Raw genomic sequence first — 15,669 nt, forward strand, 5'->3', positions numbered from 1 at the left:
AGTATTCAGACAATAGCACTCTGATTTATCTGAATTTTTCGGAAAAATGATTACCAAAGCTTACTGTTTCAGTCATTTACGCTTAACGGATTCGCTTATATACTCGTGGGTCTGCTATCAGCAAACAGACGGATTTCATGTACCAACCTGTCGCACTCTTCATAGGCTTACGTTACATGCGTGGGCGCGCCGCGGACCGCTTCGGTCGCTTTGTCTCCTGGCTTTCGACTATTGGCATTACGCTTGGCGTGATGGCTCTGGTGACGGTACTGTCCGTCATGAATGGCTTTGAACGCGAGCTGCAAAACAACATCCTGGGGCTGATGCCGCAGGCCGTTCTCTCATCAACCAACGGTTCGGTTAACCCGCAACAGCTGCCGGAAAGTGCGGCGAAGTTACAGGGTGTCACGCGCGTTGCGCCGTTAACCACAGGCGATGTGGTGCTGCAAAGCGCCCGCAGCGTGGCGGTCGGCGTGATGCTGGGGATTGACCCGGCGCAAAACGATCCGCTGACGCCGTATCTGGTTAACGTAAAACAGACCGATCTGGAAGCGGGTAAATACAACGTGATTCTGGGCGAACAGCTTGCCGGGCAGCTTGGCGTCAACCGCGGCGATCAGCTGCGTGTGATGGTGCCGTCTGCCAGCCAGTTCACGCCAATGGGGCGCTTGCCAAGCCAGCGCCTGTTCAACGTGATTGGTACCTTTGCCGCCAACAGCGAAGTCGATGGTTACCAGATGCTGGTTAATATCCAGGACGCTTCGCGCCTGATGCGCTACCCGGCAGGGAATATTACCGGCTGGCGCCTGTGGCTCGACGCACCGTTGAAAGTTGATACCCTCAGCCAGCAAAAACTGCCGGAAGGGACCAAATGGCAGGACTGGCGTGAGCGCAAAGGCGAACTGTTCCAGGCCGTACGCATGGAAAAAAACATGATGGGGCTGCTGCTGAGCCTGATCGTGGCCGTTGCCGCGTTTAACATCATTACCTCACTGGGACTGATGGTGATGGAGAAACAGGGCGAAGTCGCTATTCTGCAAACCCAGGGACTCACGCCGCGCCAGATCATGGCGGTCTTTATGGTACAGGGTGCTAGCGCCGGGATTATCGGCGCGCTGCTTGGGGCAGTGCTGGGTGCACTGCTTGCCAGTCAGCTTAACAACTTAATGCCGATCATCGGTGCGTTGCTCGATGGTGCGGCGCTGCCAGTGGCGATTGAGCCGCTACAGGTGATCGGAATTGCGCTGGCCGCGATGGCGATTGCGCTGCTTTCTACGCTTTATCCTTCCTGGCGCGCTGCCGCCACTCAACCCGCTGAGGCTTTACGTTATGAATAAGATCCTGTTGCAATGCGACAACCTGTCCAAACGCTATCAGGAAGGCACTGTGCAGACTGACGTGCTGCACAATGTGAGCTTCAGCGTGGGAGAAGGCGAGATGATGGCGATTGTCGGTAGCTCTGGTTCCGGCAAAAGTACCTTATTACACCTGCTGGGCGGGCTGGATACCCCAACCAGCGGAGACGTGATTTTCTCCGGCAAGCCGATGAGCAAAATGTCCTCAGCGGCGAAGGCCGAGTTACGTAACCGTGAGCTCGGTTTTATCTACCAGTTCCATCACCTGCTGCCGGACTTCACGGCGCTGGAAAACGTGGCGATGCCGCTGCTGATTGGTAAAAAGAAACCGGCAGAAATTAACGCCCGCGCCAGCGACATGCTGAAAGCGGTAGGGCTGGGCCATCGCGGTAACCATCGTCCATCTGAGCTTTCCGGCGGCGAGCGCCAGCGCGTGGCGATTGCCCGTGCGCTGGTCAACAACCCGCGTCTGGTGCTGGCGGATGAGCCTACCGGTAACCTGGACGCGCGCAATGCCGACAGTATTTTCCAGCTTCTGGGCGAGCTGAACGCCTCGCAGGGCACCGCATTTCTGGTGGTGACCCACGACCTGCAGCTGGCAAAACGCATGGGACGCCAGCTTGAGATGCGTGACGGTCATCTGAACGCCGAGCTGACCCTGATGGGAGCGGAGTAATGGCTTCACCGTTATCGTTACTCATTGGGCTACGTTTTAGCCGCGGTCGCCGTCGCGGTGGCATGGTATCGCTTATTTCGGTGATTTCCACCGTGGGCATTGCGCTGGGTGTCGCCGTGCTGATTGTGGGGCTGAGCGCCATGAACGGCTTTGAGCGCGAACTCAACAACCGCATTCTGGCGGTGGTGCCGCACGGGGAGATCGAGCCGGTTAACCAACCGTGGAACAACTGGAGCGATGCCCTGACCAAAGTGGAAAAAGTGCCGGGCATTGCCGCCGCCGCCCCCTACATTAACTTTACCGGGCTGGTGGAGAGCGGGGTAAACCTGCGCGCCATTCAGGTAAAAGGGGTAAACCCGGCGCAGGAGGAGCGTCTGAGCGCACTGCCGAAGTATGTACAGAACGGCGCATGGGCGAACTTTAAGGCCGGTGAGCAGCAGATCATCATGGGTAAAGGCGTTGCCGATGCTCTGAAAGTGAAGCAGGGCGACTGGGTGTCAATCATGATCCCGAACGCCAGTGCCGACCACAAACTGCAGCAGCCTAAACGCGTGCGTCTTCATGTCACCGGTATTCTTCAACTGAGCGGCCAGCTTGACCACAGCTTTGCGATGGTGCCGATGGAAGATGCGCGTCAGTATCTCGATATGGGCGACAGCGTGACGGGCATTGCCATTAAGGTTAACGACGTCTTTAACGCCAACAAACTGGTACGTGACGCAGGCGGTGTGACCAATAACTATGTCTACATCAAAAGCTGGATCGGCACTTACGGGTATATGTACCGTGATATCCAGATGATCCGCGCCATTATGTACCTGGCGATGGTGCTGGTGATTGGTGTCGCGTGCTTTAACATTGTCTCGACGCTGGTGATGGCGGTCAAAGACAAGAGTGGCGATATTGCTGTGCTGCGCACCTTAGGCGCAAAAGACGGTCTTATCCGCGCCATCTTTGTCTGGTACGGTTTGCTGGCGGGACTATTCGGTAGCCTGTGCGGCGTGGTGATTGGTGTGGTGGTTTCTCTGCAACTTACGCCGATTATCAACGGCATTGAAAAACTTATTGGTCACCAGTTCCTGTCGGGTGATATCTATTTTATTGACTTCCTGCCGTCTGAACTGCACTGGCTGGACGTTTTTTATGTGCTGGTGACAGCACTTTTACTGAGTCTGCTGGCAAGCTGGTATCCGGCGCGTCGCGCAAGCCGAATTGATCCGGCGAGGGTACTAAGTGGCCAGTAATTACGTCATGATGTAGCGGTTTTGAGGCCGCAATGTCAGAAAGAGGAATGCATTATGTATTATGGATTTGATATTGGCGGCACCAAGATTGCGCTCGGCGTGTTTGATAAAGATCTCAAACTGCAGTGGGAAACCCGCGTTCCCACGCCGCGCGAAAGCTACGACGAATTTTTAACCGCCATTGCCGCGCTGGTGGCGCAGGCGGATGAACGTTTCGGCGTGAAAGGCAGCGTCGGCATTGGTATTCCGGGCATGCCCGAAACCGACGACGGTACGCTTTACGCGGCCAACGTGCCTGCCGCCAGCGGTAAACCGCTGCGCGCAGATCTCTCAGCTCTCCTTGAACGCGACGTGCGTTTAGACAACGATGCCAACTGCTTTGCGCTCTCGGAAGCCTGGGACGAAGAATTTACACAGTATCCCCTGGTGATGGGGCTGATCCTCGGCACCGGCGTTGGTGGTGGGATCATTTTCAACGGTAAGCCCATCACCGGGCGCAGCTACATCACAGGCGAGTTTGGCCATATCCGTCTGCCGGTGGATGCGCTTGATGTGGTGGGGCGTGATTTCCCGCTGACCCGCTGCGGCTGCGGTCAGCACGGCTGTATTGAGAACTACCTGTCAGGCCGCGGGTTTGCATGGCTTTACGAACACTTCTATCATCAGAAACTTGAAGCTCCTCAAATCATTACCCTGTGGGAGCAAGGGGATGCGCAGGCGCGTGAGCACGTTGAGCGCTATCTGGATCTGCTGGCGGTGTGTCTGGGAAACATTCTCACCATCGTCGACCCGGACCTGCTGGTGATCGGGGGAGGGCTTTCAAACTTTACCGCGATTACGGAACGGTTGTCCGGGCGTTTGCCCCGACATTTATTGCCGGTTGCCCGCGTGCCGCGTATTGAACGCGCGCGACACGGGGACGCAGGAGGCATGCGCGGAGCCGCATTCCTTCATCTCACCGATTAGTTTACGAGGTTTCTATGCTGTCGCGTCGCCAGGGTCGACTCAGCCGTTTTCGCAAAAACAAACGCCGCTTACGTGAGCGCTTGCGCCAGCGGATCTTTTTCAGAGACAGAATGATGCCAGAAGCGATGGATAAACCCAGAGTGGTGGTGCTGACCGGCGCGGGGATATCCGCCGAGTCAGGAATTCGTACCTTCCGTGCGGCGGACGGGCTGTGGGAAGAACACCGCGTGGAGGATGTCGCCACGCCAGAAGGTTTTGCCCGCGATCCCGATCTCGTGCAGGCCTTTTACAACGCCCGCCGTCGCCAGCTTCAGCAGCCTGAGATTGCGCCGAACGCGGCGCATCTGGCGCTGGCGAAGCTGGAAGAGGCGTTGGGCGATCGCTTTCTGCTGATTACGCAGAACATCGACAACCTGCATGAGCGGGCCGGTAACCACAATATCATCCATATGCACGGTGAGCTGCTGAAAGTTCGCTGTGCCTGGAGCGGTCAGGTGCTGGACTGGAAAGAGGACGTGCTGCCAGAGGATAAATGCCACTGCTGTCAGTTCCCCGCGCGGCTGCGTCCGCATGTGGTCTGGTTTGGTGAGATGCCGCTGGGGATGGATGAGATCTACAGCGCGCTGGCGATGGCAGATGTGTTTATCGCGATTGGCACGTCAGGTCATGTCTATCCGGCGGCCGGGTTTGTTCACGAGGCGCGGCTGCATGGCGCACACACGGTCGAACTGAACCTGGAGCCAAGTCAGGTGGGAAGCGAGTTTGAAGAGAAGCACTATGGACTTGCAAGTACGGTCGTACCGGAATTTGTCGATAAACTGCTGAAAGGGCTGTAATCCCAAAAGGCACCCGTTTCCGGGTGCCTTTTTGTTATGAATTAAAGAACGCCAGCGTTTTCTCCAGCGACTTAGCCTGTTCGTCCAGCGAGAGGGCAGCCGCAGAGATTTGCTGAACCAGAGAAGCATTCTGCTGGGTCGTACTGTCCATTTGATTGACGGCAGTGCTCACCTGGCTAATTCCCCGATTCTGCTCGTCCAGGGCCTGAACCATATCGTTGATCACCAGATGGACATGCGATACGGCCTCAATGACCTGTTTCATCATGACCCCCGTCTCATTGACCAGCTCAACGCCTTTGCTGACGCGACCTGACGACTCGGCGATCAGCTGAGAGATCTCTTTAGCCGCGTTAGCGCTGCGCTGGGCAAGATTGCGGACTTCACCTGCCACTACCGCAAAACCGCGTCCCTGTTCGCCAGCCCGGGCCGCTTCAACGGCAGCATTCAGCGCCAGGATATTGGTCTGGAAAGCAATGCCATCGACGATGCTGTTAATCTCGCCGATCTTACGTGCGCTCTCATCAATCTCTCCAATCACAACGACCACGTCGTTCACCAGTGTTTCCCCGTGCCCGGCGAGCGTGGCGGCGCGGTCGGTCAACGTTGTCGCCTTATGCGCATTATCGGCATTGTTCTTCACCGTGACCGAAATCTCTTCCATGCTGGCGGCTGTTTCAACAATCGCTGCCGCCTGTTCTTCGGTACGTGAAGCGAGATCAAGATTACCCGCCGAAATTTCGCTGGTGCCGCCGTGTACGGAATGGCTGGCTTCGCTGATATTGTCGACGATGCGCTTGAGCTGCATCTGCATAGTGTGCAGCGCGTAAAAAATACTGCTGGTATCCCCGGGACGAACCGGGATGGTATTGTTCAGATCCCCTCGGGCAACAGCCAGGGCGATCCCCGCGGCATCTGCCGGTTCGCCTCCAACCGGACGGTCAACTTTACGGGTAAATATCTGTGCCATCACCAGACTGACGGCAACGATGCTTAACACCATCAGGATGATAGCTTTCAGTAAAAATGCCCTTGCTTCGGCCATCACTTCGCTGACCGGTGTGACAATAGCCAGTTTCCACGGTGTCTGACTGTTGCCGATAACAATGTCCTGCCAGGTGATAAACACTTCTTCTTTCAGTAGCGGATCGTCCGCCCGGATGACGTCATTACCGGCAATCTTGCCCGCGTAAGGCTTGCCTGTGGCACGTTTGTCCGGACTGGAAACCACGTTATTACCCGCGGAGAGGAGCAGGGCATAACCAGTGCCGTTCCACGGTTTAATCGCCCCGATCATCGACTGCAGCGTGGCAAGCGAGAAGTCAGAGGTGACTGATCCCAGGAACTGACCATCACGCATGATGGGCGCGGCAATCGAGGTAAGCATCACGTCCACGCCGTTGTAGGGATAAATATAAGGTTCGATGATCACATCTTTATGCCGTTGCTTCGGCAGCAAATAATAATCGCCGCTGCCCGGCGATTCGAAATCCGTCAGCAAGTGCAATGCGGGTTTGCCGGTGGCGTCGCGGTCGACGTAGCGGGCGTAACGCCCGGCAGGGTCTTCACCGCTCTGCCCGGCAAAAGTGGCGTCTTTGTCGTCGAAAGCGTTGGGTTCAAAGGCCATCGACATGGAGAGAAACTGTGGGTGAGCCGAGAGATAATGGGTGAGCAACTGATTGAGGCTCTGACGATCGGTTACGCCCACCTCGTGCAGCGCCAGAGCGCTGTTGCCCATATCCCGGGCGGCTGACAGGGCGGAATCCAGCTGTTTGCTGACCTGCAAAGACTGCACTTCGGCAATTTGCCGGATATGTTTTTTGGCGAGAATGTCTTGCTGTGCCATCCACTGCCACATCATAAACCCGATCGTTGCGGTAAAGCCCACCGTCACGGTGAGGAAAATGGACAATAGCATCAACGTCTTGACTCTCATTTTTTGTTTTCGGACCATGGCGTCTTTCATTCTCATCTCCCGTAATGTTGTGCATGTCGGGCAGGCACACATTACTTATCGGATATATCGCCTCCTTTCTGTAGAGTACCAGGTATATTTAATTTAAATTTCAGGATTTCAAATCCTGTTAGTTAGTGTGGATGCTTTTATTTTGTGCATTCAATCAAAATAGTACTCGATAATGCTCGTTATCGTCGTGTAGAAAGAGGATGCTAATAAATATAAAGTTGTAGAGGAGGATGGGATATGTACGGATTTATCGCGCGACAACCCATTTTTAATCCTGATATGAATACGGTAGCTTATGAGCTGCTTTTCAGAGATGGGATGACAAACCGTTTTCCGGATGTGTCGGCGGAATATGCCACATCCAGAATGATATCCGACCAGTTTTTATGTGTGCCCTCTCAGCGCATCGCCGGGGCGCATGTGTCGTTTATTAATTTTCCTTCCAGGATGGTCATTGACCGCAGTGGAGAGGCGCTTGATAAAGAGAAAGTGGTCATTGAGATCCTGGAGGATGCTGTTCCAGGGGAAGAACTATTGCTGGCTGTCAGGGAAATGCATGCGCACGGATACCACTTCGCACTTGATGATTTCACCCTTGCTCCGGAGTGGGATGCTTTTTTACCCTATATTTCAATACTGAAATTCGATGTCAGAAATTATTCCTTAGCGCAAATTAAACAGTATCTGAATGAACGTAAACACCTGACCGGACATATTAAATATCTCGCTGAAAAAATTGAGACTAAAGAGGAATTCAAACTATACCGGGATGAAGGTTTTTCTCTTTTTCAGGGATATTTTTTCTGCCGTCCAGAGGTGATTAAATATAAAAGATTATCGCAAAATCAGCTGGCTATTTTCCGTCTGCAAATGGAAGTGGGACGCAATAAACCTGATTTTCGGATCATCGAGTCGTTGATAAAAACCGATCTCACCTTGTCGTATAAAATCATGCGCTATATGAAGCACACCGCATTTAAACATGTCGGTGCCTGTAATTTCAGTAAGTTAACCCTGAGTGAAGTGCTCAGATATCTCGGGGAAAACCAGCTCAGGCGGTTTGTTGCCGTCGTGCTCCTGGCGAGTGCGGGGAATGATACCGTCAGCGAGCTTTACCCGTTGAGCATGATGCGCGGAAAGTTCTGTGAACTGATTGCAGAGAAGATGAACGAACCGACGCTGGCTGAAAATGCCTTCATGTGCGGTCTGTTTTCACTGCTTGATACTCTCCTTGAACTGCCGATGGCTGAGCTGATGAAGCAAATCACGGTGCCACAGAGTGTGAGCAATGCGCTGTGCCATCATGAAGGGCAGTTATCGGATATGGTTACGCTTTGCCGTTATTATGAGCAGCAGCGGTGGGACGATGCGACCAGAGTTCGTCAGGCACTCGGGCTGTCAGATGAGGATGTGGTCGAGGCAATGCGAAGGGCAACACTCTGGGCGGGGGAGAATGCCGTGAGTTAAACGCTTCCTCACGCCGTACAGACGGCGTGAGGAAGAACGCGGTGTGTTTATCTGCCCGCTTTCAATCTCTGGTAGTACTCCTCGTAAAGGCGGCTGGCGTCACCGACATCGTTTTGCCATTCACCTTTGCTGATGGTTTCGGCATCCGGGTAGAGCGACTTATCATTAGCCACTTCAGGCTTCAGCAGCTTGCGTGCGGCCAGGTTGGGTGTCGGATAGCCAATCGTCTCAGCAACCTGTTTAGCCACGTCCGGGCGCAGCAGGAAGTTAATCAGCTTCAGAGCACCATCCACGTTTTTCGCATTGGCAGGAATTGCGAGACTATCCATCCAGAAGATACCGCCTTCTTTCGGCCAGACCACCTCAAGCGGCGTACCGGCCTGGCGGGCGACATACGCTGAGCCGTTCCAGACCATGCCCAGGTTCACTTCACCTTCCATATACGGGTTTGCCGGGTTATCAGAGTTGAAGGCCGCCACGTTAGGCATCAGCTTTTTCAGCTCGGCATACGCCGCTTCAATCTCTTTTGGATCCGTCGTGTTGCCAGAGTAGCCCAGCTTGCGGAGCGCAACCTGGAATACCTCGCGTGCGTCGTCGGTTAACAACAAGCTACCTTTATACTCCGGTTTCCACAGATCGGCCCAGCTAGTCACCGATTTCGGATCGACGGCCTCGCTGTTAACGCCAATCGCAGTTGCTCCCCAGATATATGGAATGGAGTAGTCGTTATTTGGGTCGAACGGCTTGTTGAGCATCTCAGGATCGAGGTTTGAAAAATTGGTTAGCTTCGTTTTATCGATCTTCTGGATCATGCCCTCTTTGCGCATTTTATCGACAAAGTAGGTGGAAGGAACCACCAGATCGTACGCGCCGTCTTTGTAGGTTTTGAGCTTGGCGTACATGGTTTCATTCGATTCGTAGGTCGAGTAGATAACCTTGATGCCCGTCTCTTTGGTGAACTGTTCCAGCAGGCCCGGCAGCACATATTCGGTCCAGTTATAGAAGTAGAGCGTTTTGCTGTCATCAGCGTGTGCCGCACCCATGCCAAGCACCAGCGCCGCAGCGGTGAGCATTTTTTTCATTTCATTGTCCCCTGAGATTTTGTTTTATCACGAGCAATAACCTGGCTGGCGATCACCAGAACCAGCGAAAACACCAGCAGAATGGTCGCCAGCGCGTTCACCTCAGGTGAAACGCCGACTTTTACCATCGAATAGATTTTCAACGGCAGAATTTCATAGCTCGGCCCGGTCACAAAGGAGGAGACGACAACGTCATCCATCGACAGGGTAAAGCTGAGCAGCCATCCAGCCGCCACGGCGGGCATCGCCAGCGGCAGGATGATTTTGCGCAGGATGGTCATCTCGCTGGCGCCCAGATCTTTCGCCGCCTCCAGCATGCGCACGTCAAAACCTTTCAGGCGCGCAAAGACGGTCACCACCACAAACGGCAGACAGAAGGTGATATGGGAAAACAGCAGTGACCAGAAGCCAAGCTGAACGCCCAGCAGCATAAACAGCACCAGTAGCGAAATCGCCATGACGATATCGGGTGACATCATCACCACAAATAGCATGCCGCTGACGAACGGTTTGCCGCGAAAGCGATAGCGGTAGAGCGCCACGGCGGTAAGGGAGCCAATCAGCGTCGCGAAGGTGGCGGAGAAAATCGCCATCGTCAGCGAGTGCTGAGCGGCCTGCAGCAGGCTGTCGTTGTTCATCAGCAGGCTGTACCAGTTGGTGGTAAACCCCTGCCAGTTAATCCCGAAGCGCGAGCTGTTAAACGAGTTCACGATCAAAATGATAATCGGGATATAAAGGTAAGCGTAAATGGCGGTCATAAAACCGCCGCGAAGCAGTCGACCGATCATTCGAGTTCTACCTTCTTGTTCAGCAGCCTTGAAGCGCGCCAGTAAATCAGCAGCATCAGGCCCATTACCACCGTCAGGGTAATGCTGGTGGCCGAGCCGAACGGCCAGTCACGGATGTTGAGGAACTGGCTTTTAATGACGTTACCAATCAGCAGGTTTTTCGCTCCGCCCATCAGGTCAGAAACGTAAAATAGCCCCATCGCCGGCAACATCACCAGCAGACTGCCCGCGATAATACCGGGCATGGTCAGCGGGATGATAATGCGGGTAAAGGTCTGCAGTTTATTTGCACCCAAATCTTTAGCCGCTTCAAGCAGGGGTTTATCCAGCTTTTCAATGCTGGAGTAGAGCGGCATGACCATAAACGGCAGTAGGATATAGACCAGTCCAACGATCACTGCGCCCGGCGTAAACATGATGCGCATTGGCGTATCAATCACCCCCAGCCACAACAGAAACTCGTTGAGATAGCCTTTAGTACTCAGGAAGATTTTCAGCCCGTAGATGCGAATGAGCGAGTTGGTCCAGAAAGGCACTATCAGTAAAAATAGCAGCACCGGGCGGACCTTTTGCGGCAGATGCGCCAGAAACCACGCAAATGGATAACCGAGCACCAGACAGGCAACGGTGGCGAACAGCGCCATATTGAGTGAATGAAGAAGCACGTCAAAATAGAGCGGATCGAGCAGGCGCGCGTAGTTTTCCAGCGTAAAGACCAGCGAAACGAAGTTTGTATCGTCACGGGTCAGGAAGCTGGTGGCAATGATCATCAGGTTGGGTAAAAAGACAAATAACACAAGCCAACCGACGATAGTGGCAATCACCACATTCTGGAATTTACTTGTGTTCTTCATCAGCCAGTACAACCTCCCAGCTTTCTACCCAGTTGATAACCATTTTCTGGTCGAGAGAGTGGTCGAAGTCAGGGTCATCCTCATTAAAGAACTCGCTGACCATCACCATTTTGCCGTTCTCGAGTTCGACGACGGATTCCAGCGTCATTCCTTTATAGTTCCGCTCGCGGATATAGCCGATAAGCCCCTCAGCCTCTGTAGTGCCGTGAATTTCATCGACACGCAGGTCTTCCGGACGCAGCAGAACGTTGAGTTTTTGTCCCTTTTCGACGGGAAAATTCACCGTGATATTGCACTCGCGACCTTCAACACTGGCGCGCACCCGCTGGTCGTCCAGGCGTTCAATCACCGTGGCATTGAAGATATTGATCTCACCAATGAAGCTGGCGACAAACAGATTTTTCGGCTCTTCGTAGATTTCGCGTGGCGTACCGTCCTGTTCGATTTTGCCGTCGCGCATGACCACGATACGGTCCGACATGGTCAGCGCCTCTTCCTGGTCGTGGGTCACGAACACAAAGGTGATGCCAAGCTTGCGCTGCAGGGCTTTAAGCTCGTTCTGCATCTGCTTGCGTAATTTGTAATCCAGTGCTGAAAGAGACTCATCCAGCAGGAGCAGACGCGGTTTATTCACCACGGCGCGGGCGATGGCCACACGCTGCTGCTGACCGCCGGAAAGTTGATGGGGCTTGCGCTGTGCGAACTCTTCCAGTTGCACCATACGCAGCGCGTCAGTGACACGCGGAGGGATTTCGCCGGCCGGCGTTTTTTGCATGCGCAAACCAAATGCCACGTTCTCGAACACGGTCATATGCGGGAAAAGCGCATAGCTCTGAAAGACGGTGTTAACGTGACGATCTTCAGCGGGGAGCTGGGTAATATCCTGGTTTTCAAGATGAATTGTGCCGCTATCGACATTTTCCAGCCCGGCAATAAGGCGTAGTACGGTTGTCTTGCCGCAGCCAGAGGGGCCAAGCAGCGTGAGGAACTCACCGTCATTGATGGTCAGGTTGAGCTCTGAAATAACCTCTTTACCATCAAAACTCTTACGAATTCGTTCCAGTTGCACCAGCGGTGAACGTGAACGGGATTGTGTATTCAATTTTTGCGCTGTCCCATATAGACGCCTCAGGCAGCAGACTGAAGCGGGGTTTGTGTGTAACCACCTTGGTGACTCGTAATGAGGGCGGACATTCTACGGGAAACCACTGGAATCGCCAATCCTTGTCACTGATTCATAAGCTACATTTACTAGCGTATAACGATATAAACGGAAAATATTCTCGTTTGCGGGATAAAAGTGACCTGACGCAATATTTGCGTTTTGATGCTTATTGATAATGTTGTCACAAAAAGTGAGGGTGACTGCATGGATAAATTACTTGAGCGTTTTTTACAGTACGTTTCGCTGGATACCCAATCTAAACCGGGTGTCCGCCAGGTGCCGAGCACCGAAGGCCAGTGGAAGTTATTAAACCTGCTTAAAGAGCAGCTTGACGCCATGGGGCTGGTGAACGTCACGTTAAGCGATAAAGGCACTGTGATGGGAACGCTGCCTGCAAACGTTCCGGGCGATATTCCGGCGGTTGGCTTTATCTCCCATGTCGACACCTCTCCGGACTTTAGCGGCAAACACGTGAACCCGCAGATTGTTGAAAACTACCGCGGCGGTGATATTGCGCTGGGCATTGGTGATGAAGTGCTCTCTCCTGTAATGTTTCCGGTGCTGCACCAGTTACTCGGTCAGACGTTGATCACCACCGACGGGAAAACGCTGCTGGGGGCAGATGACAAGGCGGGGATCGCGGAGATCATGACGGCGCTGGCGGTGCTGAAGGGCAAAAATATCCCGCACGGGGATATCCGCGTGGCCTTTACGCCGGATGAAGAGGTCGGCAAGGGCGCGAAGCATTTCGACGTGGAAGCCTTTAACGCGCAGTGGGCCTATACCGTCGACGGCGGTGGCGTCGGTGAACTGGAGTATGAAAACTTCAATGCCGCATCGGTGACGATCAAGATTGTCGGGAACAATGTTCATCCAGGCTCCGCCAAAGGGGTGATGGTGAATGCGTTGTCGCTGGCATCACGCATTCATGCGGAAGTACCTGTAGAAGAAAGCCCGGAGCAGACGGAAGGCTATGAAGGTTTCTATCACCTGACCAGCATTAAGGGCACAGTCGACAGCGCGCAGATGCACTACATCATCCGCGATTTTGACCGCAAAGCGTTTGAAGCGCGCAAGCGTAAAATGATGGAGATCGCGAAGAAGGTCGGGAAGGGCTTGCACCCTGACTGCTATATTGAGCTGATCATCGAAGACAGCTATTACAATATGCGTGAGAAGGTGATGGCGCATCCGCATATTCTCGATATCGCCCAGCAGGCGATGCGCGACTGCGACATTGAACCGATCTTAAAACCGATTCGTGGCGGCACTGATGGATCCCAGCTGTCATTTATGGGTTTGCCTTGCCCGAACCTGTTCACCGGTGGCTACAACTACCATGGCAAACACGAATTTGTGACGCTGGAAGGGATGGAAAAAGCAGTGAAGGTGATTGTGCGGATAGCGGAGTTAACCGCGAAGCGATAAGACATTGCCCGGTGTCGCTACGCTTACCGGGCCTACGATCAGAATGTAGGCCGGGTAAGGCGCAGCCGCCACCCGGCGTTAAGGCAAGGAATGCCCATGTCAAACTATCGTCGCCACTACATCCCTGGTGGAACCTGGTTTTTCACCGTCAACCTGCAAAACCGCCAGAGTGATTTGCTTACCCGCCATATCAATAGCCTGCGTTCCGCCACTTCAACGGTTAAACGAGCTAAACCCTTCACCATCAACGCTTGGGTTATCCTTCCTGAACATATGCACTGTATCTGGACCTTACCGGAAGGAGACTGTGATTTTTCGGCTCGCTGGCGGGATATCAAAAAAACGTTCAGTCGTAACATTGAAATGCGTCACATCTGGCAGTCGCGCTTCTGGGAACACACCATCCGTAACGAAGAAGACTATCGGCGGCATATGGATTATGTCTACATCAACCCGATGAAGCATGGTTATGTTAGCAAAGTTATCGACTGGCCGTATTCAACGTTTCATCGTGATGTACGGGAAGGGTTGTACCCGGTGGATTGGGCTGGAGAGATTGAGGATTTTGCAGCGGGTGAGCGGAAATAATAATGCCCGGTGGCGCTGCGCTTACCGGGCCTACGGGATCGAGCTTTTGTAGGCCGGGTAAGGCGCAGCCGCCACCCGGCAAATGTTTACAACTCAGTCCTCAAAGAACCAGTACCCGCTGTTTACAAGCGCAGAGAGCATCGCGAGGAAAGAGGGATCTTCCAGTGCATCGCCGAAGGTATCAGCAGTCAGCACCAGATGGCTGGCGATGGCGTCGAGGGCAGGACGGTGTGGTGAATCCAGCTTCTCGCCATTGACGAACACATCTTCGCCAATCCGCAGAACGCGCAACCCGCCCAGACGAACCAGCTTGTCGCCCTGTTGCAACGCATCATAAATTTCATCGGCCTGATACGGCGGTTCTGGTGGCGCAACGTCCAGCTCATGACGCGACTGGCTGATAAACTCACTAAACCACTGACGGAAATGTTCGGGCTCGTTGATCAAATCCAGCATCATGCCGCGCAGTTTATCCAGCTCTTCTGGCAGAATATCAGCCGGGTGCTCGCGCGCAGGGACATCGGGATCGCTGTAACGATAACTGCCCAGTTCGCGTTGCAGAACATAGTCGGCAAAACCGCTGATCATCTCGCGACCGCTTGGCGCACGGAACCCGACAGAGTAGTTCAGCGAATTTTCCAGTGAATAACCTTCGTGCGGGAATCCTGGCGGAATGTAGAGAATATCCCCCGGCTCCAGCTCTTCGTCGATGATCCCTTCAAAAGGGTCTACCTGCAGCAGGTCCGGATGTGGGCAGTGCTGTTTCATCGGCACTTTTTCGCCCACGCGCCAGCGGCGGCGGCCAGTTCCCTGAATGATAAATACGTCGTACTGATCCAGATGCGGACCCACACCGCCGCCAGGTACTGAGAAGGAGATCATCAGATCGTCCATTCGCCAGTCAGGCAGGGCACGGAACGGACGCATTAATGCGGCAGTCGGCTCGTGCCAGTGGTTGACCGCCTGCACCAGCAGTGACCAGTTGTTTTCACCGAGATGATCATAGCTTTCGAAAGGACCGTGGCTGACCTGCCATTTCCCGTCCTGGTGGCTGACCAGGCGGCTGTCGACTTCGTTTTCCATGGCCAGACCGGCCAGTTCGTCTGGAGAGATGGGGTCGATAAAATTGCTGAACCCGCGTTTCAGAACCACCGGGCGTTTTTGCCAGTAACGTTCAATAAACTCAGGCCAGTTAAGTGTTAAGTGATAGTCCATATTTTTTTATTCCGCAGGCTCTTACTGACTCGGATTATA

At 53.8% G+C, this 15,669-nt stretch carries 14 protein-coding genes; 8 read left to right on the plus strand and 6 right to left on the minus strand.

The features are described 5' to 3' along the window. The first annotated feature begins 137 nt into the window (after positions 1-137). Genes lolC through cobB form a run of 5 tightly spaced genes read left to right on the plus strand, consistent with a single transcriptional unit; the run spans position 138 to position 5,077 of the window. Positions 138-1,337 (plus strand): lipoprotein-releasing ABC transporter permease subunit LolC, encoded by a 1,200-nt coding sequence (gene lolC, locus AAHF05_RS08735; protein ID WP_028019029.1) that lies wholly within the window; start codon positions 138-140, stop codon positions 1,335-1,337. Next, positions 1,330-2,031 carry a lipoprotein-releasing ABC transporter ATP-binding protein LolD gene (lolD, locus tag AAHF05_RS08740; RefSeq protein ID WP_028019028.1) on the plus strand — a complete coding sequence of 234 codons (702 nt, stop codon included), beginning with the start codon at positions 1,330-1,332 and terminating at the stop codon, positions 2,029-2,031. Before lolC ends, lolD begins: the two co-directional genes overlap by 8 nt. Beyond that, the gene (gene lolE, locus AAHF05_RS08745; RefSeq protein ID WP_028019027.1) at positions 2,031-3,275 is read left to right on the plus strand and encodes a lipoprotein-releasing ABC transporter permease subunit LolE; all 1,245 of its coding nucleotides are present in this window, start codon (positions 2,031-2,033) and stop codon (positions 3,273-3,275) included. The genes lolD and lolE overlap by 1 nt, the downstream gene beginning before the upstream one ends. Positions 3,276-3,329: 54 nt before the next feature. Next, complete coding sequence (gene nagK, locus AAHF05_RS08750; RefSeq protein WP_049007874.1) at positions 3,330-4,241, plus strand: N-acetylglucosamine kinase; 912 nt, start codon at positions 3,330-3,332, stop codon at positions 4,239-4,241. Positions 4,242-4,255: 14 nt separating this feature from the next. Further along, positions 4,256-5,077: a Sir2 family NAD+-dependent deacetylase gene (gene cobB / locus AAHF05_RS08755; protein ID WP_028019025.1), complete on the plus strand. Its 822-nt coding sequence runs from the start codon at positions 4,256-4,258 to the stop codon at positions 5,075-5,077. 34 nt (positions 5,078-5,111) lie between these two features. Here cobB and AAHF05_RS08760 read toward each other — a convergent pair whose 3' ends face one another. Next, entirely contained in the window at positions 5,112-7,043 is a 1,932-nt protein-coding gene (locus AAHF05_RS08760; protein WP_129325066.1) for a methyl-accepting chemotaxis protein, read from the minus strand. A 237-nt stretch (positions 7,044-7,280) separates the two neighbouring features. Here AAHF05_RS08760 and AAHF05_RS08765 point away from each other — a divergent pair, with 237 nt between their 5' ends. Next, a complete protein-coding gene (locus AAHF05_RS08765) occupies positions 7,281-8,510 on the plus strand; it encodes an EAL and HDOD domain-containing protein (protein ID WP_374936451.1) in 1,230 nt (409 codons plus the stop codon). A 47-nt stretch (positions 8,511-8,557) separates the two neighbouring features. On the opposite strand, the gene potD is transcribed toward AAHF05_RS08765, so the two are convergent. From potD to potA, 4 genes are read right to left on the minus strand one after another with little or no spacing between them, the layout of a single operon-like run. Continuing rightward, positions 8,558-9,592, minus strand: a complete 1,035-nt coding sequence (potD, locus tag AAHF05_RS08770; RefSeq protein WP_374936452.1) for a spermidine/putrescine ABC transporter substrate-binding protein PotD — start codon at positions 9,590-9,592, stop codon at positions 8,558-8,560. After that, on the minus strand, positions 9,589-10,380 hold the full coding sequence (gene potC, locus AAHF05_RS08775; RefSeq protein WP_014169603.1) for a spermidine/putrescine ABC transporter permease PotC: 792 nt from the start codon (positions 10,378-10,380) through the stop codon (positions 9,589-9,591). Before potC ends, potD begins: the two co-directional genes overlap by 4 nt. Then, the gene (gene potB / locus AAHF05_RS08780) at positions 10,377-11,234 is read right to left on the minus strand and encodes a spermidine/putrescine ABC transporter permease PotB (protein WP_049007869.1); all 858 of its coding nucleotides are present in this window, start codon (positions 11,232-11,234) and stop codon (positions 10,377-10,379) included. The genes potC and potB overlap by 4 nt, the downstream gene beginning before the upstream one ends. After that, the gene (gene potA / locus AAHF05_RS08785; protein WP_206737122.1) at positions 11,218-12,366 is read right to left on the minus strand and encodes a spermidine/putrescine ABC transporter ATP-binding protein PotA; all 1,149 of its coding nucleotides are present in this window, start codon (positions 12,364-12,366) and stop codon (positions 11,218-11,220) included. Before potA ends, potB begins: the two co-directional genes overlap by 17 nt. A 237-nt stretch (positions 12,367-12,603) precedes the next feature. On the opposite strand from potA, the gene pepT reads away from it, so the two are divergent. After that, a complete protein-coding gene (gene pepT / locus AAHF05_RS08790) occupies positions 12,604-13,827 on the plus strand; it encodes a peptidase T (RefSeq protein ID WP_129324479.1) in 1,224 nt (407 codons plus the stop codon). Positions 13,828-13,923: 96 nt separating this feature from the next. After that, positions 13,924-14,415: a transposase gene (locus AAHF05_RS08795; RefSeq protein WP_049007866.1), complete on the plus strand. Its 492-nt coding sequence runs from the start codon at positions 13,924-13,926 to the stop codon at positions 14,413-14,415. 93 nt (positions 14,416-14,508) lie between these two features. Here AAHF05_RS08795 and AAHF05_RS08800 read toward each other — a convergent pair whose 3' ends face one another. Continuing rightward, positions 14,509-15,630 (minus strand): cupin domain-containing protein, encoded by a 1,122-nt coding sequence (locus AAHF05_RS08800; protein WP_129324480.1) that lies wholly within the window; start codon positions 15,628-15,630, stop codon positions 14,509-14,511. Positions 15,631-15,669: the final 39 nt, after the last annotated feature.

The sequence above is a fragment of the Enterobacter adelaidei genome (assembly GCF_041937165.1).
GTDB classification, from domain to species: domain Bacteria; phylum Pseudomonadota; class Gammaproteobacteria; order Enterobacterales; family Enterobacteriaceae; genus Enterobacter; species Enterobacter adelaidei.